Source organism: Pantoea sp. CFSAN033090, assembly GCF_001264395.1.
GTDB classification, from domain to species: Bacteria; Pseudomonadota; Gammaproteobacteria; order Enterobacterales; family Enterobacteriaceae; genus Pantoea; species Pantoea agglomerans.
On record NZ_LGYX01000008.1, the window covers coordinates 1 to 18276 of the forward strand.

At 53.0% G+C, this 18276-nt stretch carries 21 protein-coding genes, 1 pseudogene and 1 riboswitch; of the genes and pseudogenes, 6 read left to right on the forward strand and 16 right to left on the reverse strand.

What is annotated here, in order from left to right:
* The 8 genes and pseudogenes from AFL22_RS09210 to AFL22_RS09245 form a co-directional block, all read right to left on the reverse strand.
* On the reverse strand, nucleotides 1-212 hold a 212-nt coding region (locus tag AFL22_RS09210; protein WP_197276784.1), incomplete at its 3' end, for a ThiF family adenylyltransferase.
* A 9-nt stretch (nucleotides 213-221) separates the two neighbouring features.
* On the reverse strand, nucleotides 222-980 hold the full coding sequence (locus AFL22_RS09215) for a thiazole synthase (protein ID WP_010247482.1): 759 nt from the start codon (nucleotides 978-980) through the stop codon (nucleotides 222-224).
* Nucleotides 981-982: 2 nt separating this feature from the next.
* Nucleotides 983-1180, reverse strand: a complete 198-nt coding sequence (gene thiS, locus AFL22_RS09220) for a sulfur carrier protein ThiS (protein WP_033780144.1) — start codon at nucleotides 1178-1180, stop codon at nucleotides 983-985.
* Complete coding sequence (locus tag AFL22_RS09225; protein ID WP_052271219.1) at nucleotides 1170-2108, reverse strand: FAD-dependent oxidoreductase; 939 nt, start codon at nucleotides 2106-2108, stop codon at nucleotides 1170-1172. Before AFL22_RS09225 ends, thiS begins: the two co-directional genes overlap by 11 nt.
* A gap of 131 nt (nucleotides 2109-2239) precedes the next feature.
* Nucleotides 2240-2359, reverse strand: a riboswitch (TPP riboswitch).
* A gap of 63 nt (nucleotides 2360-2422) precedes the next feature.
* Nucleotides 2423-2968, reverse strand: a complete 546-nt coding sequence (locus AFL22_RS09230; protein ID WP_031593395.1) for a cysteine hydrolase family protein — start codon at nucleotides 2966-2968, stop codon at nucleotides 2423-2425.
* 244 nt (nucleotides 2969-3212) lie between these two features.
* Complete coding sequence (locus AFL22_RS09235) at nucleotides 3213-3527, reverse strand: helix-turn-helix transcriptional regulator (protein ID WP_010247494.1); 315 nt, start codon at nucleotides 3525-3527, stop codon at nucleotides 3213-3215.
* Nucleotides 3528-3543: 16 nt separating this feature from the next.
* Nucleotides 3544-4662 (reverse strand): annotated as a pseudogene (locus tag AFL22_RS09240) (alkene reductase).
* 268 nt (nucleotides 4663-4930) lie between these two features.
* Nucleotides 4931-5932, reverse strand: a complete 1002-nt coding sequence (locus AFL22_RS09245) for a hypothetical protein (RefSeq protein WP_241773173.1) — start codon at nucleotides 5930-5932, stop codon at nucleotides 4931-4933.
* Nucleotides 5933-6092: 160 nt separating this feature from the next.
* Between AFL22_RS09245 and AFL22_RS24470 the strand changes: the two genes are divergently transcribed.
* Nucleotides 6093-6647: an AAA family ATPase gene (locus tag AFL22_RS24470; protein ID WP_241773174.1), complete on the forward strand. Its 555-nt coding sequence runs from the start codon at nucleotides 6093-6095 to the stop codon at nucleotides 6645-6647.
* Between the two features lie 91 nt (nucleotides 6648-6738).
* Here AFL22_RS24470 and AFL22_RS23300 read toward each other — a convergent pair whose 3' ends face one another.
* The 3 genes from AFL22_RS23300 to AFL22_RS09260 all read right to left on the reverse strand — a co-directional run bounded on the left by AFL22_RS23300 (nucleotide 6739) and on the right by AFL22_RS09260 (nucleotide 8688).
* The gene (locus tag AFL22_RS23300) at nucleotides 6739-7167 is read right to left on the reverse strand and encodes a GFA family protein (protein WP_072123868.1); all 429 of its coding nucleotides are present in this window, start codon (nucleotides 7165-7167) and stop codon (nucleotides 6739-6741) included.
* Nucleotides 7168-7352: 185 nt separating this feature from the next.
* Nucleotides 7353-7982, reverse strand: a complete 630-nt coding sequence (locus tag AFL22_RS09255) for a LysE family translocator (RefSeq protein WP_010670716.1) — start codon at nucleotides 7980-7982, stop codon at nucleotides 7353-7355.
* Nucleotides 7983-8178: 196 nt separating this feature from the next.
* Complete coding sequence (locus tag AFL22_RS09260; protein WP_052271221.1) at nucleotides 8179-8688, reverse strand: GNAT family N-acetyltransferase; 510 nt, start codon at nucleotides 8686-8688, stop codon at nucleotides 8179-8181.
* Nucleotides 8689-8751: 63 nt separating this feature from the next.
* Here AFL22_RS09260 and AFL22_RS09265 point away from each other — a divergent pair, with 63 nt between their 5' ends.
* The gene (locus AFL22_RS09265) at nucleotides 8752-9330 is read left to right on the forward strand and encodes an XRE family transcriptional regulator (protein WP_052271222.1); all 579 of its coding nucleotides are present in this window, start codon (nucleotides 8752-8754) and stop codon (nucleotides 9328-9330) included.
* Between the two features lie 127 nt (nucleotides 9331-9457).
* On the opposite strand, the gene AFL22_RS09270 is transcribed toward AFL22_RS09265, so the two are convergent.
* From AFL22_RS09270 to AFL22_RS09280, 3 genes are all read right to left on the reverse strand, one after another.
* Nucleotides 9458-10489, reverse strand: coding sequence for a methionine synthase (locus AFL22_RS09270; RefSeq protein WP_010670701.1), 1032 nt, complete (start codon nucleotides 10487-10489; stop codon nucleotides 9458-9460).
* Nucleotides 10490-10516: 27 nt separating this feature from the next.
* Complete coding sequence (locus AFL22_RS09275; protein ID WP_052271223.1) at nucleotides 10517-11497, reverse strand: DUF1852 domain-containing protein; 981 nt, start codon at nucleotides 11495-11497, stop codon at nucleotides 10517-10519.
* A gap of 461 nt (nucleotides 11498-11958) precedes the next feature.
* The gene (locus tag AFL22_RS09280; protein ID WP_010247520.1) at nucleotides 11959-12669 is read right to left on the reverse strand and encodes an IclR family transcriptional regulator; all 711 of its coding nucleotides are present in this window, start codon (nucleotides 12667-12669) and stop codon (nucleotides 11959-11961) included.
* 172 nt (nucleotides 12670-12841) lie between these two features.
* Here AFL22_RS09280 and AFL22_RS09285 point away from each other — a divergent pair, with 172 nt between their 5' ends.
* The 3 genes from AFL22_RS09285 (at nucleotide 12842) to AFL22_RS09295 (ending at nucleotide 15259) form a co-directional block, all read left to right on the forward strand.
* Nucleotides 12842-13534 carry a diguanylate cyclase gene (locus tag AFL22_RS09285; protein ID WP_033760138.1) on the forward strand — a complete coding sequence of 231 codons (693 nt, stop codon included), beginning with the start codon at nucleotides 12842-12844 and terminating at the stop codon, nucleotides 13532-13534.
* The gene (locus AFL22_RS09290; RefSeq protein WP_052271224.1) at nucleotides 13534-14484 is read left to right on the forward strand and encodes a hydroxyacid dehydrogenase; all 951 of its coding nucleotides are present in this window, start codon (nucleotides 13534-13536) and stop codon (nucleotides 14482-14484) included. The genes AFL22_RS09285 and AFL22_RS09290 overlap by 1 nt, the downstream gene beginning before the upstream one ends.
* A 403-nt stretch (nucleotides 14485-14887) precedes the next feature.
* A complete protein-coding gene (locus AFL22_RS09295) occupies nucleotides 14888-15259 on the forward strand; it encodes a TonB family protein (RefSeq protein WP_010670698.1) in 372 nt (123 codons plus the stop codon).
* A gap of 253 nt (nucleotides 15260-15512) precedes the next feature.
* Here the strand turns inward: AFL22_RS09295 and AFL22_RS09300 are convergent, their stop codons facing one another.
* Nucleotides 15513-16706 (reverse strand): MFS transporter, encoded by a 1194-nt coding sequence (locus tag AFL22_RS09300; protein ID WP_052271225.1) that lies wholly within the window; start codon nucleotides 16704-16706, stop codon nucleotides 15513-15515.
* Complete coding sequence (locus AFL22_RS09305; protein WP_052271226.1) at nucleotides 16703-17230, reverse strand: GNAT family N-acetyltransferase; 528 nt, start codon at nucleotides 17228-17230, stop codon at nucleotides 16703-16705. Before AFL22_RS09305 ends, AFL22_RS09300 begins: the two co-directional genes overlap by 4 nt.
* A gap of 98 nt (nucleotides 17231-17328) precedes the next feature.
* Between AFL22_RS09305 and AFL22_RS09310 the strand changes: the two genes are divergently transcribed.
* Nucleotides 17329-18234 (forward strand): LysR family transcriptional regulator, encoded by a 906-nt coding sequence (locus tag AFL22_RS09310; protein ID WP_052271227.1) that lies wholly within the window; start codon nucleotides 17329-17331, stop codon nucleotides 18232-18234.
* The last annotated feature ends 42 nt before the right edge of the window (nucleotides 18235-18276 follow it).

An 18276-nucleotide genomic window follows, 5' to 3' on the forward strand; every position in this document is an offset into this window, starting at 1 on the left:
ACGCCAAACAGCGTCTGCCGGTGGAGGTTGTGCAGTTCAACCCGATCGCCATCGTAAAGACGGATAAACCCCACACCCGCCCCTGCCAGTAACGGCAGCAGCGTTGCACTAAGCCCCCCCGCCCCCACCACCAGCACCCTTGCCCTGCTCAGCCGCTGCTGCCCCGCTTCACCAATCTCAGGCAACATCGTCTGTCGCTGATAACGCTCCATCGCTGCTCCTTAACTGAATTGTGCCAGACCAAAAATAGGCGTAGAAGCAGACGCCATGTCGCGCTGCTCCATCAATCCCGCCTGAAACGCCTCGTGTCCGCCGTGGATTGCAGCAGCAAAGGCTCCAGCCATACGCACCGGATCGCGCGCTTTTGCCACCGCCGTGTTGAGCAGCACGCCATCGAAACCCATCTCCATTGCCTGAGCCGCCTGGCCAGGCGCGCCAATGCCCGCATCAATAATCAGCGGCACATCTTTAAACCACGCACGCATAGCGCGCAGTCCCTCGATATTACGCAGTCCCTGGCCGGAGCCGATCGGCGCGCCCCAGGGCATCAGCACTTCACAGCCCGCTTCCAGCAATTTTTCGCCGACAATCAGATCTTCCGTAGTGTAGGGAAACACCTGGAACCCGTCAGCGCAGAGAATCCGCGCGGCTTCAACCAGCGCAAAAGGATCGGGCTGCAGCGTGTCGGCATGGCCAATCACCTCCAGCTTGATCCACGGTGTGTCGAACAGTTCACGCGCCATCTGCGCCGTCGTCACCGCCTCTTTCACCGTGTGGCAGCCTGCCGTATTCGGCAGAATACGTTTGTTGAGCTGTTGCAGCAGCGTGCGGAAAGCGCCGCCTTCACTGCCTTCCCGTCGCAGGCTGACGGTAATAATCTCCGCGCCTGACGCGTTGATCGCCTGATGCAGAATGTCCGGTGACGGATAACCGGCCGTGCCGAGCAGAAATCGGGATTGCGGAGTAAATTGATAGAACATGGTTAACCTCCCTGCATCGGTGACAGGATTTCGAGCTGGTTGCCCGCCTCAAGTTGCTGGCTGGCATAGCGGCTACGCGGTACAAACTCCCCGTTCAGCGCGGTGGCGACGGTCCGCGGATCGATCTCCTGCTCCGCCATAAGCTCCGCCAGCGTCGTTGCGCTGGTTTCAATCGTGCGTCCATTCAGTTCAACGCGCATGAGTCATCTCCTGAGTCAGTTGCAGCATAAGTTTTTCAGCCATGATCGGGGCCAGCAAAAAGCCGTGGCGGTAGAGGCCGTTAAGTGAGAAACGCCCATTTTCGTAGCGGACTTCCGGCAGGTTCTGCCGGTAAGCAGGACGCAGACCGGTGCCGCTCTCCACGATCCGCGCTTCGGCCAGTGCCGGATGCAGGCTGTAAGCGGCGCTGAGCAATTCCATCATCGCCCTGGCGCTGATCGGGCTGCTGTCGTGGCTTTCCACCATGGTGGCACCCAGCATGAAGTGGCCCCCGTCACGCGGCACCAGATAGCAGGGAAAGCGCGGGTGCAGCAGCCGGACAGGACGGGAGAGTTGTACGTCGGATGTGTGCAGGATCACCATTTCGCCCCGCACGGCGCGCAGGGCTGGCTGCCGATCGGTGGCGTGGATGCCACGGCAGTCGATGATTTTGCCGCCGGGTTTACCGCTGTGAAAGGGGACGCCAGCCTGTTGCAGTTTGTCGCGCAGTTGCTGCAAGGCGCGGCGCGGTTCGAGATGCGCCTCTGCGGCGAAAAACAGGCCGCGGGCAAAGCGGTTTTCCAGCGCGGGCTCAATGTCACCGGGAGAGACCCACTGATGCTGCTGCGTCATGCTGGCGAAGCGCGTCAGTTCACGGCTGTCACGCGGCGGAGCTACCACCAGCGTGCCCTGCTGTTCCACGCCATCAACGCGTTTCGCCCACCAGCTGGCCGCGTGCTGGCCCCATTCGATCACCTGTGGTGGTGCGCTTTCTGCTTCACACCAGGGCGCGAGCATGCCGCCCGCCCAGTGCGAGGCTGCACGGCAGTCAGGCTGAGTAATAACTTCGACCGTTTCTCCCCGCTCCAGCAGTAGCGTGGCGACACAAAGCCCGGCAACGCCGCTGCCGAGCACCGACCAGCGGCTCATGGTGTCCACCGGAAAGGAAAAGAAAGATTCAGGATGAGATTTTTCAATTTGGCCTCGTTATCCGTTAACGAAGACCCGTGATACAGAGGGAAAAGGCAGGAACGTTGCGAATGCGCCCCTGCGGCAAGTATCTGATGAGATACCCGTCTTCCTACGCCAGTATCAACTGGGTCAGGTTCTAAGGGTCGCTAAGCCGCGCGGTGCGCTATTAGCCTCTCAGTCTCTCTGGCGAGACTCCCCTGACGGGTTTAGTTGTAAGTTAAGCAGACAGCTTCGTCAAGCAGACTGCATGGAACCGGGTCAGAAAATCGGACTTAACCGGCAGAACCGAAATGCCAGTCAGTTGCGGTTGCCAGCGTCACAAAGGGGCCCGCCAGCGTCTGGTTGTGATGCGCAATAATCTTCTCCGCAGAGAGGTGGGGATTATCGACGGTGGTGTGCGCATCGGAAATCAGTACGACGTTAAAACCCAGCTCCGGGGCTGCCCGACAGGTAGTATCAATACAGAACTCCGTTTTCATCCCCGCAATCACCAGTTGCTTAATGCCCTTTTGCCTCAGCTGAAGCTGCAGGCCAGTATCCCTGAAACAGCTGGGATATCTTTTGGTGAAGACGACATCACTCTGCGGGTTAACCTGCAATTCCGGGATCAGGCGCGTCAGCGGGCTTTGCTCGTTAAAAGGGGAATCATCCGGGCCGATATGGCGTGCGAAAAAGAGGGGGACGGCAGAAGCCCGGGCTTTAGTAATGAGAAGTGAGATGTTCGACAAGATCGAATTTGCGGCGAAGGGAGCCTCCGGACCATTAAAAAGGCCCTGCTGCATGTCGATAATTAAAAGTGCACTTTCAGATGTAACCATGACCTGTCTCCATTCAGTTTTAAGAACGGAGAACAGCTCCCCGTCCGGTTCGGCGGGGAGTGAGAATCAGTTGTGTCAGGTGCCTGTCACAGAGTCGCTCACGCCGCCGCCAGAGGCGGTGGTGGTGACGGTTGTGAAAGACAGAACTGACATAAACATTTTCTGACCCTGAGTTAATGCGTTCGGTGAAGTCACCCTCAGAAGGATGGGGCTGACATCTACATTACCCTGTACGCCGTCGCTTTTAAAGCGCCTGCAGCGATTGGGTTACCGCATCGGTTATTTCACGAATGCGCGGTTCGGCGCGGCGATAGTAAGTCCATTTTCCGACTTTGCTGGCTTCAACCAGCCCCGCATTGTGAAGTGCTTTCAGGCATAACGAGGTGGCGGGCTGTGATAAGCCCGCCTTGTCCTGTATGAGGCTGGCACAGACGCCATACTGATCGAAGGGATAGAGCTGGGTATAGCCCGCAAACGCTTCGTCAGGATTTTTAAGCCACTTCAGCACTGCCACTCTGGTCGGGTTGGACAGTAACTTCAGGGCATTTTCGGGGGACATGCCGCCTCACAGAATATCAGGATGGATAAAATGGATAGTCAGTATAGCCTTTCTCAGTGCCGCCATACAGGGAGGCGTGATCGACCTCATTCAGCGGATATCCTGATTTAATCCGCGCGGGCAGATCGGGATTAGCGATAAATGAGCGGCCAAAACCAAACAGATCGCCCCAGCCTTTTTCCAGCACATGCTGCGCTTTTTCAGCCGTGTAGCGACCCGAATAGATGATCGGAGAGCGGAATGTTTCCCGCACCGCGACACGGAAGCTCTCTGGCATCTCCGGGCTGTTGTCCCAGTCGGCTTCGGCAATGGAGAGATAGCCGACTTCCAGCTCGTTCAGCAGGGCTGCTGCGCGGATGTAGGTCGCATGTGGATCACTTTCAACCAGGCCGAGATAGACGCGCTCTTCGTCGGTACTGGTAAACAGAGGCGCAAATCTGACGCCAACGCGGTGGCTGCCAAATACCGAGCTGACCGCCTCAACGACTTCTCGCAGGAAGCGCAGACGATTCTCAGCAGATCCGCCATATTCATCCGTACGGAAGTTGGTGTGCTCAGAAATAAACTGGTTAATCAGATACCCGTTGGCGGAATGCAGTTCCACACCGTCGAAACCGGCCGCTTTGGCATTCTCCGCCGCGCGTCGGTAAAGCTCTACGATCTCTTTAACTTCCGATGTAGTCAGTGCGCGTGGCTCGCTGGGTGCGGTCAATATGCCGGCGCCGGGTCCGGTTTCAATAAATACCCGAACGTTATCGGCTGCGATGGCTGAAGGGGCAACGGGTGCCTGCTTGCCCGGCTGCAGTTCATTATGCGACACGCGGCCAACATGCCAGAGCTGGCAGAAAATCGTGGCCCCTTGCTGATGTACTGCCTCTGTTACCTTTTTCCAGCCGGCGATCTGCGCTTCGCTGTGGATCCCCGGCGTCCATGCATAGCCCTACCCGCGAGGCTCAATCTGGGTGCCTTCGGTGATCATCAGTCCCGCGCTGGAACGCTGGCGGTAGTACTCCACCATCATCTCGCCGGGAATGTTGCCCGGTTGTTCACTGCGGCAGCGCGTCAGTGGCGGCAGTACAATGCGGTTACGAAGCTGAAGGTCGCCCAGACTCAAGGGGGTAAAAAGTGACGGCATGACAAAAAATCCTCTGATGTGTGAAGAGGCGACATTATATTTACACATTTAAATTTTTAAATGTGTAATCTGTGCTTTTTGTCCAGGGCGGTATCGGTGGTTTCTGGCAGAGGGTCACTATCTGGGTGGAGTGCTGACAGCGCGTGGGGTTAACAATCTCTCAGCGCAGCGCCTGACTGCGTAACGTCAGGAGGTGATCCTGCAGACGCCGCTTTCAGGCAAATTGCTTCGCCGGGACGGAGGTGCTGCCTGCAGGATCATAAGAACATTAAGAAGCGTATTTTTCAGTGAACGCCTGCCACTGCTGACGATAAACCTCCAGTTGACTGAGTGCGCCATCAATGGAGGGCTGTGCTTTGTTGTCAGGATTCGGCGTGGCACGAATCAAATCGGCAAAGGTGCTGAAGACAGAGTCCATATCACGGCCCGACTTCATGGCTTCCATCATCCCGGCCAGCTCCACCTGTGGCCGTGCGGTTGCGCTCTTAACCTGGCTGAGATAGTCACGTGCGCTCTCCTGCATGTCGCGTGTTCCATGACGTATGGCTAACGCCAGCGTATCCTGTGCTCCCAGCAACGTCTGACGTTCACGAATGGCGACTCTGACGCTTATCATCTCATCAGCAATCTCATTCGCCTGCTTCTGGTTATCGCCGGAGACATATTTTTCAATCAGTTTATGGAGCTTAGACTGCGTCAGGGTCAGCGCCATGGCTTCCGAGGTATCCGAATTATCGTACTGATTACGGCCCACCTGGCCTTCAGCCAGCACCTCATGGAGTGCAGCGGCAAACTCATCCATAGCGGTCTGCGTATTAGCAGCTGTCATACTCAGAAGTGGAGTAAAAGTTCTGGCGTCCCAGCTGGTGTAGGGATCGTTGAATAATGCATATCCAAGGTTAACGGACGGTCCCTGACCGGATGACTTTGTCTTTGCCAGTTCCTCTGAATTTTTAGCCTGCTGCTCTGCCGTAATGGGCTCAGCGATAGCCTGCACCAGGCGCGCTCTTGCCTCGGGTGAGATCACCACCACACTGGCAGGTAATTCTTTTCCGGTAATAGTTTCTTTAGTCGTGTTCTCAGATCTGTTTGTTACGGTGAGCGTGGCTAAATATCCTCTTGCCACCTCTGTTGTCACGCCATTGATTAACCCCATAATGCCCTCTACGGTTTGATTGGTTGAACAATTTATCGGCAAAGTGTAACCAATCTTTACCGAAATCTTATTGCTGCCTGGGTTAAGACGGCTCAGGGCAAGTCTGGCTATCATCGCCGCTGCGGCCTGACTTTGATCCAGAAAAGGTTCAGAATCCCCAGGCTGACCAGCCAACGGGTCCCGGCAGCGTTTCAGACTTTACGGAATGCACAGGAAAGTTTCAGAGCAGTACGCATTTATCCATTTCAGACAGGGTTAATTCAGAGGAAACGTTGTGAATAGTGCACTTCCATTAGACGCGCTTGGGCCGCGCATTTGTATTATGGGTCCATCGAACAGCGGAAAATCGACCTTAGCTAAGGCCATTGCTCGCAAAACAGATCTACCCGCGGTTCATCTGGACCAGCTTCACCATATTCCGGACAGCCAATGGATGCCCAGAGCACCGGCAGAATTTCTCCGTTTGCATGCTGAGGCGGTGAGTCAGGAAAGATGGGTGATGGAGGGTAATTACACTAAATGCATTGAAGAACGATTCGCTCGTGCCACAGGCTTAATTCTGCTGGATGTAAAAGTGACAGTGGCACTGCTGCGGTACATTTGCAGATGTTACTCATCCACGCCGCGTATTGGCGGTCTGGGGAGGGGCAGAGAGCAGATGAACCTGGAGATGTTGAAATATATTCTCCGTACTGCCCCGCAGAATCGAAAGCGCCATAAAAAGCTTTACGACCAAGTCAGACTGCCAAAACTTCTGCTTCCTTCTCCCCGCGATGTTAAAGCCTGTTCTGACTACTGGGGATTACAGCTAACGAATAATGATCGATGAATACAGGCTGCCGGAATAACGTCTGTTTTCCGTTAATAGGGTCGCTTTGACTCAGTAACCCTTTTTGAATAACAAAGAAGCACCACTGCCCTCAATCAAAAAGCATTAAGCTTGTCAGAAGAGAGTCCAGCGATTCTACCGGCCCGGCATGATTTGTCTCTGAACGGATTGTGTCCCAGGGCATGGCGTCATCAGTACAATAATCACCAGTGCACTGCATATCGGCAGGCTCATTGAGTAAACCAACCGGAAGCCAGATATAAGGCCTGCCACGCAACCGGTTAGGCACTGTGGAGCCACAGCTGGCGCAAAAATCGTTGCGATAACCGGTGGGTTTGCGCCATGACGCGATCCGGCTCTCACCAGAAACCCAGCTGAAGTCACTCTCTTTTACGATCGTTGCCAGGTTATAGCCGGTTCCGCTCTGTTTTCTGCACAAAGAACAGTGACAACGGTAATAGCGCGTGGGGGTTACTGATATTTCGAAAGCAACGGTTTCACACAGACATGCGCCTTTCATTTCATCATCCTGTTCACTCAGATTCCTGGTTTGTCTGACTACTTGCCTGATCATAGTGGTGTTTAAGTAAGGGGCTGCTGAAGCGCTACCGCAACCCTGTCATTTTAATGCCGCTCCGGCTCATTGCATGATCTTTTGCGGATTTGAGCCAGAAGCGGATAACCCCTCGTACACCTTCATCAGTATTAACTGCGGCTGAATACCAGTTTCAGCCCTGCCAGCGCAAAGCAGCAGGCTAATAGCGCATCGAGTCCGCGACGAATGCGACGGTAGAATGCGCCCATCACGGCGGTTGAGAACAGCAGAGCATAGCCGCCGAACACAACCACGCAAATCACCGCACAGCCACAGATGATTATCGGCAGCGTGGCGGCGACCACATCCGGCTTCAGTGCAAACGACATAATGGCCACCCAGGTAAGAATCGCTTTGGGGTTGCCGATATGCATAAGTATCCCCTGACGGAACAGTCTGCCATACGCGACCCGCTCATCGCTGGCTTTAAAATCGCTGGCCTCAGTGCGGCGTAACGCAGATTTGCCGGCTTTAAACGCCAGCCATAACAGATATAACCCTCCGCCAATTTTTAACACGATCAGCAACTGAGCGAAGGTGGCCAGCACAGTCAGCACACCGCAGGCGGCCAGCAGCGCCCAGAGCATCGAACCACTCACGACACCCGCAGCCAGCGCCAGTGCGGCACCTCTGCCCTTTTTCATTGCCGTTCCCATTATCGCCATATTACTTGGCCCGGGACTGGCTGTAGCGACAAAGTAGGTGGTGAAGATCAGGATTAATTCGTGCGAAAGCGCCATGATGTCCTCTGCGATGGGTTGTTATTTATCTGTTATATCGGCTGACGTGCAAATTTGCTATCTCCTGGTTCGTTGCGGCTTCGTTTCTCGCTTTAAACGATCTGCAGCAATCAAACATTTACCAGACATAGCTTTCTTCTGCGGGGATCGGCATCCTGCCGGAAGTATCATCAAAGGATTCGCTTTAAGGGACAACTCAGGGTCGTTTACGTTCATCCAGACGCAGCTGCAAAAATGTCAAATCCAGCCAGCGTCCAAACTTAGTTCCAACCTCCGTCATTCTGCCAGACTCAATAAATCCCAGTTTTTTATGCAGGGCTATGGATGCTGCATTTTCCGATTCAATCGCCGCCACCATAACGTGCTTCCCGGCTTCGCGAGCAAGCTGGATAAGCCCCTGCATCAGGGCGGCACCCGCGCCTTTACCTCGTACATCTTTATGAACGTAAACCGAATGCTCAACCGTATGACGATATCCGTCCCAGGGACGCCAGTCACCATAAGAGGCATATCCCAGCACGGTATCATCTTTGTCTGTCGCCACAATCACAGGAAAACCGGCCTGCTGGCGGCTGTTTATCCACGCGATGCGGTTAGCCACATCAATACGATTTTCATTCCAGATCGCGGTGGTGTTAAGCACCGCGTCGTTATAAATCTCTGCGATGATTTCAGCATCGCTCTCTACAGCCGCACGGATAATCATGGTGGACACCCCTTTGCTCACTCACTAAAGTAGATGAATTGTTCACTATGATAGTTATCCATTATGTTAGATAAAAAGTCCAGCAAAGAAGACAACCTGAACTTCCGCATCGGTCAGAAGGTAAAAGAGGAAAGGGAAAAACGCGGCTGGTCACTTACCGAGCTGGCTGATAACTCAGGCGTTTCACGGGCGATGATCCATAAGATTGAGCGTGGGGAGAGCAGCCCGACGGCGGTTCTGTTAGCGCGCCTCTCAGGCTCGTTTGATATGACTATCTCACAGCTGCTTGCTCAGACTGAAGTGCAAACCGGGACGCTGGTCAGGCATGAAAATCAGCCGGTGTGGCAGGATCCGGAAACCGGCTATCTGCGTCGCCACGTTTCACCGGGCGAGATGCCGGTCGATCTGGTCAGTGTCGAACTGCCGGCAAATACCGCTGTGCCGATGCCGGCAATCTCCTATGTTTCAAGACGCCAGCTGATATGGGTAATTGAAGGGACACTGACTTTTGAAGCAGGTACCAGCACCTATGAGATGGCTGCTGGCGACTGTCTGGAACTGGGCGATCCGGCTGATTGCGTGTTCAGAAATAAAACGACTCAGGGCTGTCGATATGCCGTTATCGTACTCCGGCCTGCCTGAGCAGGCAGACGGCATAAATCCCTGAGTAAATCGGCCATTAGCAGAGGGATGATTGTTACTCAGTCCGGCTATTGATCGCCTTTCAGGAATCAAATCGTCAGCCGGACTGAACCTGCTCAGGGAAAGATTATTTCCCCAGAATCTCTCTGCGGACAATCTCAGCGCCCGCACTTAACGCATGCAGTTTGCCATTGGCAACCTGACGCGGCAGTGGAATCATGCCGCAGTTGGTTGAAGGATAGAGATTTTCAGCATCCACAAACTGCAGCGCTTTGCGCAGCGTATTCGCCACTTCTTCAGGTGTCTCGATGGTATGGGTTGCCACATCGATGGCACCGACCATCACCTTCTTACCGCGAATCAGCTCGATCAGATCCATCGGAACCCGCGAGTTCTGACACTCCAGTGAGACAATATCGATAGCTGAACGCTGTAATTTAGGGAAGACCTCTTCGTACTGACGCCACTCTGTACCCAGAGTTTTCTTCCAGTCTGTATTCGCTTTAATGCCGTAGCCGTAGCAGATATGAACCGCGGTTTCACACTTCAGACCTTCGATAGCGCGCTCCAACGCGGCGATGCCCCAGTCGTTCACCTCATCGAAAAAGACGTTAAACGCAGGCTCATCAAACTGAATAATATCCACGCCAGCGGCTTCTAATTCTTTGGCTTCCTGATTCAGAATCTTTGCGAATTCCCAGGCCAGTTTTTCGCGGCTTTTATAGTGATTGTCATAAAGGGTATCGATCATCGTCATCGGACCCGGCAACGCCCACTTAATAGGACGATCGGTCAGCTTACGCAGGATTTTCGCATCTTCAACAAACACGGGCTTCTGACGTGAGACTTCACCCACCACGGTCGGGACGCTCGCATCATAGCGATTACGGATTCGAACCACTTCACGCTTTTCAAAATCCACACCGCTGAGGTGTTCAATAAACGTCGTCACGAAGTGCTGACGGGTTTGCTCGCCATCACTGACGATATCAATACCGGCCCGAACCTGATCGTCCAGACACAGACGCAACGCATCTCTTTTGCCGTCGACTAACTCTTCATCCTGCAGTTTCCAGGGTGACCAGAGCACCTCTGGCTGCGCAATCCAGGAGGGTTTAGGCAAGCTGCCAGCAGTGGATGTCGGTAATAAGGTTTTCATAGCAGGTGACCTTCTATATTTAATTAATCAAAGAACGGATTCAGCAGACCATTGCGCGATAATTGTCTGATTCGGCTTAATAAAATGCGTCTCAGTAAACTTACCCTGTTCGACGGCAAGACGGCTGCGTTCTTCGCGATCGTAAACAATCCGGGTTAACGAATAATCCTGATGCTGCAGCGTGGGCTGATAGCACTGTCCCGCTGCAGAATTCGCGTTGTAAATTTCAGGGCGATAGATCTTCTGGAAGGTTTCCATGGTGCTGATGGTGCTGATCAGCTCAAGATTGGTGTAATCGCTGAGCAGGTCACCGTGGAAATAGAAAGCCAGCGGCGCAACACTTCCCTGTGGCATGAAGAAACGCACTTTCAGACCCATTTTTCCGAAATAGAAGTCAGTCAGGGAAGGTTCATCCTGCTGATATTCAATGCCCAATACCGGATGCTGATTACCGGTGCGCACGTAGGTGTTTTTGCTCGATACACTCAGGCAGATAACCGGCGATTTACTGAAGTTCTCTTTATAGACCGCTGAGTTCACGAAACTTTTGAAAATGTTGCCATGCAGCTGACCAAAATCATCCGGCAGGCTGAATTCAGTCTGACCTTTGTTATGTTCTGACAGAACAACGCTAAAATCATAATCACGCACATAGGAAGAGAAGTTATTGCCGACAATCCCCTCGGTACGCTCACCGGTTTTATGATCCACGATATGCGTTTTTAAAATCTCAATCGCCGGGAACGATTCGTCGCTGCTTCCGGGACGAAGATTCAGCTCAGCAGAAATAATCTCAAGTTCAACTGAGTAGCGGTCGCCCTTTGGATTGTCCCAGTGCGCCAGAGAGTTGAAACGATTGTCAATCATCACCAGGGCGTTGTGCAGGTTTTCCTGACGTTTTTCGCCGCGCGCTAAATTAGCGAAGTTAGTCGTCGCCCGCGTATTTTTCGAAGGATTATAGTTTTCGTCGAAACGAATGCGCTTGAGGGTAAAGGCTAAGTTGTTCATCGCTATCGGGTATCCTGGTCGCTGATATGCGTTGTTGCATTTAAGGGTTATCCAGCGTGGCTATCCCTTTACAACTATTCATATGACTCAAAGTTATTAACAATTCTTACTTTATGCCTCAACACCCGGTTGAAAAAAAGTGATTAAATTTCAACGAACATGAAGAAAATTCATGTTGAGGTATTAAAGCGGGGAAATTTTCATGAGGCTGCGAGCCTTTTAACACCTGATGTAAAATCCGGGTGTAAAAAGCCTCGCACAAAGAGGGCTTAACAAGAGATGTCAGAGGTGGCGTGATGTTTCGCCTCAACTTAAGGCGCGGAGGCTTTCATGATCCCATAATCAGGCACGCCAGCATGCTGTAAGTCATTAGCGATACTCCATCGGTTCCCGCCCGCAAACCGTAAAACGCAGCACGGATGCGGCAACTGATACATCCCGGTCATGGCCAGGCAAGACGACTAAATTTTATAAACGTTATCACACATTACTTTATGTGCGCCTGATTTTACCGAAAGCCTGCACGCCGCCTCTTTCATCAGTTTTCCCATCTCACTGTCGCGCATCGACTGCGTCAGGCGTGAAGCCGGACCGGTTAATGCCAGCGCCGCGAGCAGTTTGTTACCTTCACCAAACACCGGTACGGAGAATGCCGCAATATGTGGATCGCGAATACCTGACGTGAACAGCGGGAGTTCAGGCACAGAGTCAAACAGAGGTTCATTCAGCCCCCAGTAACGAAGCACCTGCCCGATGGCCGAATTATCCAGCGGCAGATAAGTGCCGGGCAGACGTGTTTCACGCAGTCCTTCAGAGGGCTCCGCTCTGAAAAGACAGAGTCGTTGACCGTTTTCAATCACATACCATGTGGCGCTTTCGCCTGTCGCAGTCGCCAGTGCATGAAGTTCAGGCTGAACGATACTGGCCAGATGAAAGGATTGTTCATAGAGCTTGCCCAGATAAAGCAGTCTTGGCCCCAGGGTATAAACGCCATTGTCGCGACGAATGACATAGTTCATGCGCTCAAGTGAGTTCATCAGACGGTAAACTGTCGTTTTATGGTACCCAGAAAGCTGCGCCAGCGCGGTCAGCGTCAGTGATTCCTCACCAGGCCTGAAACAATCCAGCAGCGCCAGCGCTTTTTCTACGGCAATTACGCCTTCATTCCCCATCGGTACGTCCTCCTGTTTGCGACGGCAGGCAGTTTACCGCGCAATTTGTGATTCACATCGTATTTACATCACAAATGAATGCTTAACACTGGTGCGAACTCAATTAACATCGATATAGTAGTTTTATATTGTACAACTTAGTTGTGCCTGGTAAAACAAAGAGGATAAATCTATGCCCCATGCAGAGAATACCTTCATCAATCGCGACATTATCCGTATCGCACCAGAGCGCGTAAAACAGGCTGCTCAGTTTCAGGCGGCAATCCTTGCTGATGTTGCCGGACGACGCGGAACACTGCACGGTCGCGTAAAACCTGTGTCCCCCACAATGAAAGTCGCCGGACCGGCTATCACTGTCGAGGTGAGACCGGGCGACAACCTGGCGATCCACGCCGCGCTGGCGATTGCCCAGCCGGGCGATGTCATTGTGGTCGATGGCAAAGGCGATATCAGCTGTGCATTAATCGGTGAGATAATGTCCACCCAGGCAGAAGCCTCCGGCATCGCCGGAATTATTATTGATGGTGCGGTGCGTGACGCCGATGCACTGAGCGCGAACGGCTTTCCGGTTTTCTCTGCGGGCCTGAATCCCTGCGGCCCGACCAAGTCCATTGCGGGACGGGTCAACTACCCTGTTTCTGTGGCGGGCGCAGCCATTCAGCCAGGCGATCTCGTCATCGGGGATATTGATGGCGTGGTGATTCTGCCGCGTGAAGACGTTCCTGCGTTGCTCGAACTGGCCCAGAAAAAACTCGATTTCGAAACCAGCCGTATCGCAGCCATTCGTGATGGCGACCTTCGCGCGCCGTGGTTAGAAAAAGCCCTGCAAACCGCTGGCATGCTGGACGATGGGGAGACGCTCTGATGACAACCTCTTCTCCCGTGATCCTGGTGACGGGTAATGACCTGGCACCGCAGGCAGTAAACCTGCTTAGTGACTTCAGCATTGTTTATGCCGGCAAACAGCCCAGCGAAGATAGCCTGTTCCAGCTCTGCCAGCAGCATAATCCTGTGGCGATTATCGTCCGATACGGAAAAATCAACGCCCGCATTATGGATGCCGCACCTGACCTGCGGGTTATTTCCAAACACGGCAGCGGCATTGACGTTATCGACCAAAAGGCGGCGGCTGAACGTCATATCAGTGTTCAGTCAGCCCCGGGGGCCAACGCAGCGGCCGTGGCCGAGCATACCTGGGCGTTAATTTTAGCCTGTGCAAAATCGGTGATACCGCTTGATCAGCGCATGCGCCAGGGACACTGGGACAAATCGACCCATAAGTCGGTGGAGCTGGAGGGCAGAACGCTGGGTCTGGTAGGGCTTGGTGCCATAGGCGGTCGTGTTGCCCGCATTGGCCGTGCTTTTGGCATGAAGGTGCTCGCTTATGATCCTTTTGCCCGAACCTTTCCCGATGAGTGTGAATCGTCCTCACTTGACGACCTGCTGCAACAGGCAGATGTCATTTCGCTGCACTGCCCGTTAACCGAACAGACGCAACAGATGATTAACGCTGAGAAACTGGCTCTGTTTAAAAAAGGCGCCATCCTGGTGAACACGGCGCGCGGTGGTCTCATTGATGAAGAAGCGCTGTTAGCCGCGCTGGATAAAGGCACTGTCGCCTGGGCCGCACTGGACAGTTTTGCCACTGAACCCCTGACTGCGCCGCATATCTGGCAGAGTGTTGGAAATGTGATTCTGTCGCCACACATCGGCGGCGTCAGCGATAACTCCTACGTGAAGATGGGCACCGTCGCGGCCAGTAACATATTAAACGTACTGGCAGAACCATTGAAAAACGAAAGTCCGGTAGCCTGAACCGCCCTCTCCAGCCGATCAGACAGGTAACAGCGCTTTCTGGTCGGCTGGTTAATAGGTAAATCTGCTGCATTAGAGCGCAATGCTTAGCTGTCAGGGTTTCCGATACGAATCTTATTCTGTTCTATGCCGTCCTGGCTTACTTGCCTTCGCCCACATTAATGGGTTTATTACCCTTCAATCGTTAACGACTCTTCCCGCGTATTGAATGAGGTGGCTGCCTGTAGCGGTTTGTTTGAAGTGTTAATTGAAGGGCATGTGTTATGAATGATATGTCCGCTATGAGCAAGGAGCGGATGACTAGCTTGCAGCAAGACTGGGGCAGGATTTATTGGGGTTATATCCACTGTTTTTTTGGATTATAACGCGATATCCGATGAGTTAAGCAAATGTCCTTCCGTTGATGTTTAAGTATAATGATAATGTTTATCAACAAAAGGATATTGTTATGTATGGGTTTATGATGATTCTGGCTGTTCTTGTACTCAATGCATGTACTACTTATTCACCTGTTAAAGTTGAACAACCAAAGCCCCTTCGACAAGATCGGCCCGTTTACCCATACTATGCGGCTAAGAACCGGATAGAAGGTATGGTTAAGTTTAACTTTGACGTTGATGCAGAAGGCAGGGTAAGTCAGATGAGAATTATCGAGTCTACGCCAGACCACTTGTTCGATGATGCTGTAATAACAGCCGTATCAAAATGGCGTTTCGAAAAGGGCAAACCTGCCAGGAATCTTCCCATGACTGTAAAATTAAAAGTGCAAAAATAGATTTAATTTTAAGGCGGCATAAATGAAAATTAATGACTGTAATTCAGGAGGTTATTATGGCTGAATGTTGTTCTTCTAAATATTAACATAAATTATTATCCGATGTCCGCTTCTGGCACAAAGCAGATATCTGCATCAGATAAAGTCCGATATGTGCGAAAAGCGAAAACACAAGATACGGATTTATCCAGATCAAATCCTGATAGTATCGCGAACCGTATCAAACGTTTTTCCCGGGCAGATGTAGTATTTTCTAATCACGGCTCTGTACTCCTGAGCCGGAATGACGTCGCCAGAGCACTACGGAAATCGCCGTAATGAACAGTGTCAGGAAAGCTGAAATAAGCAGCGTACCGCCTACGCCGTCCCGTTCCAGCAGCATGGCATAAGCAGAAGGGGCAAGTGCCGCGAGAAAAAATCCTGGTGATAACAGTATGCCTGTTTTGCGGGCGTAATGTTGCGGATCAAACAGCACGAGAGGAAGTAAGGCCTTCACGACCGTGCACAGTCCGTTCACGGCTCCATAACCCAGGACGAAGAGGGCTGTAGCCACAGGCGTAACGTACCCCGCAAGGCCGGTCATAAAACAGAGTGGCAGCAGGATACCGGTAATAAGGTTCAGGCGTAGTGCGGAGATTCGTGCGCCGGAGGCCACGTCCAGCAGGCGGGCACTCACCTGTCCCACGCCCCAAAGCATGCCGGCCTGGGCAGGCATGCTATAAGCGGCCAGTATCTGGGGGAAATGCGTAGACACGCCGGTGGAGACAAAGCTGAGCAGCGCTATCAGGGCGGCATACCACAGGCCGCTGATAAATCCTTTTCGTTCCTCTGCGGTCCCTGCCGCCGGAAGCTCAGATCGACCAGCAGCGGGAGGTTTTACCCGACGGCCTGCCGGAACGGCGGTCAGAAAAAGCAGGCCCACCAGACCCGCACACCCGTAAACGAGTAAGGCATGCCGCCAGTCGGTAATGTGCAGCAGGGCCGCGCCAGCAGTCCAGAACACAGCTGACGCGAGGCCGCCCAGCAGTGTAACCAGAGAGACTGCTCTTCGGGCCCCGGCACCTGCGGTTTCCACAAGCAGGGCAAACGCAGCGTCATACAAGGCAAGGCGCATGCCGACACCCGTCAGGACCCAAACCGCAATCCATGCCACCGTGGAATGGGTAATCGCCATCAGAAAACACCCAATGGTTATGGCGAAGGTTCCCGCCATCATCATCATGCGTCCTCCGGTCCGGGCCATGACGGAACCGGTCAGCGGTGAAACCAGCCCCATAACCAGCATGGCAACGGTCAGACCAGAGAATGTCACCACGGGAGACCAGCCCGTCTCCGCCATGATGGCGGCTCCGAAAACGCCCGGCATGTAGAACGTAATACCCCAGTTAATAAGCTGTGTCATACCGATACAGAAAATGCTGCGGCCTGTCAGATGTCCGGCTGTCAAACTATGCTCTCCGCAAGCGTGGAGTCGCCCTGTCCAAGCGTGCGCTGCAGAATGACCGTATCGAGCCAGCGCCCGTGCTTGAATCCTACCGAACTGAGTGTGCCAGTGATGCTGAAGCCTTCGGCGCGGTGCAGGGCAAGTGAGGCAGTATTTTCGCTATTACCTACCACGGCCACGAGCTGGCGAAAGTCACGGGCTTCTGCCCAGGCTATCGCACGGGATAACAGCATTTTGCCGTAGCCCCGCCCCTGACAAGTGGCGTCAATATAGACTGAGTCTTCCAGGGTAAACCGGTAGGCGCGCCGTTCCCTGTAAAATGACAGGTAGCAGTATCCCCGGACTTGCCCATCATCAACCGCCACAAACCAGGGCAGTCCTGCTGAACGCACCTTTTTCAGGCGGGCTGCCATTTCAGGTACATCTGGCGGTTCGGTTTCAAAAGTGGCGGTGCCATGTAATACGTGATAAGCATAAATCTGCTGGATAGCAGTAATATGTCTTTCATCTGCTTCAGTTATTTCCATCGGTATTGCTCTTTATCCGGTCAGAAACAAAGACTAACCCGGGTAAATAATTTCAGACAGGCCGCGGGACTTATCAGCGGTATAAGGAAAACTTTGGCATGGCAAACCTGAACCTTGATCACCTTGCTACTTTCAGGATGGTCATCAGCCGGGGCAGTTTCTCCGGAGCGGCAGAAGCTCTCGGACTATCACAGCCTGCTGTCAGCCTGCAGATAAGACAGCTGGAGCAGGCACTCCATGTCCGGCTTATTGAGAGAACCAGCCGGGGGATAAGGCCCACTCCTGCCGGGCTGACTTTTTCTGAGCACTGTATGAAAATTGATTCAGTGGTAAATACGGCCATTGAATCGGTGTCTCTGCATTCAGACGACATCACCGGCACCGTTACTGTTGGCACTGGTGCAACAGCCTGTATTCATCTTCTGCCTCCCTTACTGCAACAGCTGCGACAGGCACATCCCCTGCTGAAAGTAGACGTACGCACGGGCAATACTTCCGAAATTGTTCGGAGCGTAGGAGAGAATCGTATAGACATTGGACTTGTAACGCTTCCAGTAACCGGCAAATGCCTGAGCGTAAGCCCGCTGGGTACTGATGAGTTTGTTGTTATCATGGAAAAGGATGCATCAGAGCAGAGTGCGAACCCGCTGTCTCCCGACGCCCTTTTGTCACTGCCGCTGATTATCTTTGAACCCGGAAGCGGCACACGCGCCCTAATCGACGAATGGTTCCGGTATGCCGGGCATACTGCCAGCCCTGTGATGGAACTTGGCAGTATTGAAGCAATCAAAAGAATGGTACGTTCCGGTCTGGGCTACAGCATCGTTCCCCTTATGTCCGTTGCTGGTATGGAAGAAAGTCAGGGTCTCAGCCTTTACTCTGTGACGCCCTCGCTTCACCGGACTCTGGGGACAGTAATGCGGGAGGATCGGATTGTCAGCAGGGGCATAAGTGAAGTGCTGAAAAGACTAAACGCCAGTTTTGCAAAAGATGAAAGCAGTTAAATATCACTCAATATATTTATCTGACAGATCCGGTCTCCTCAG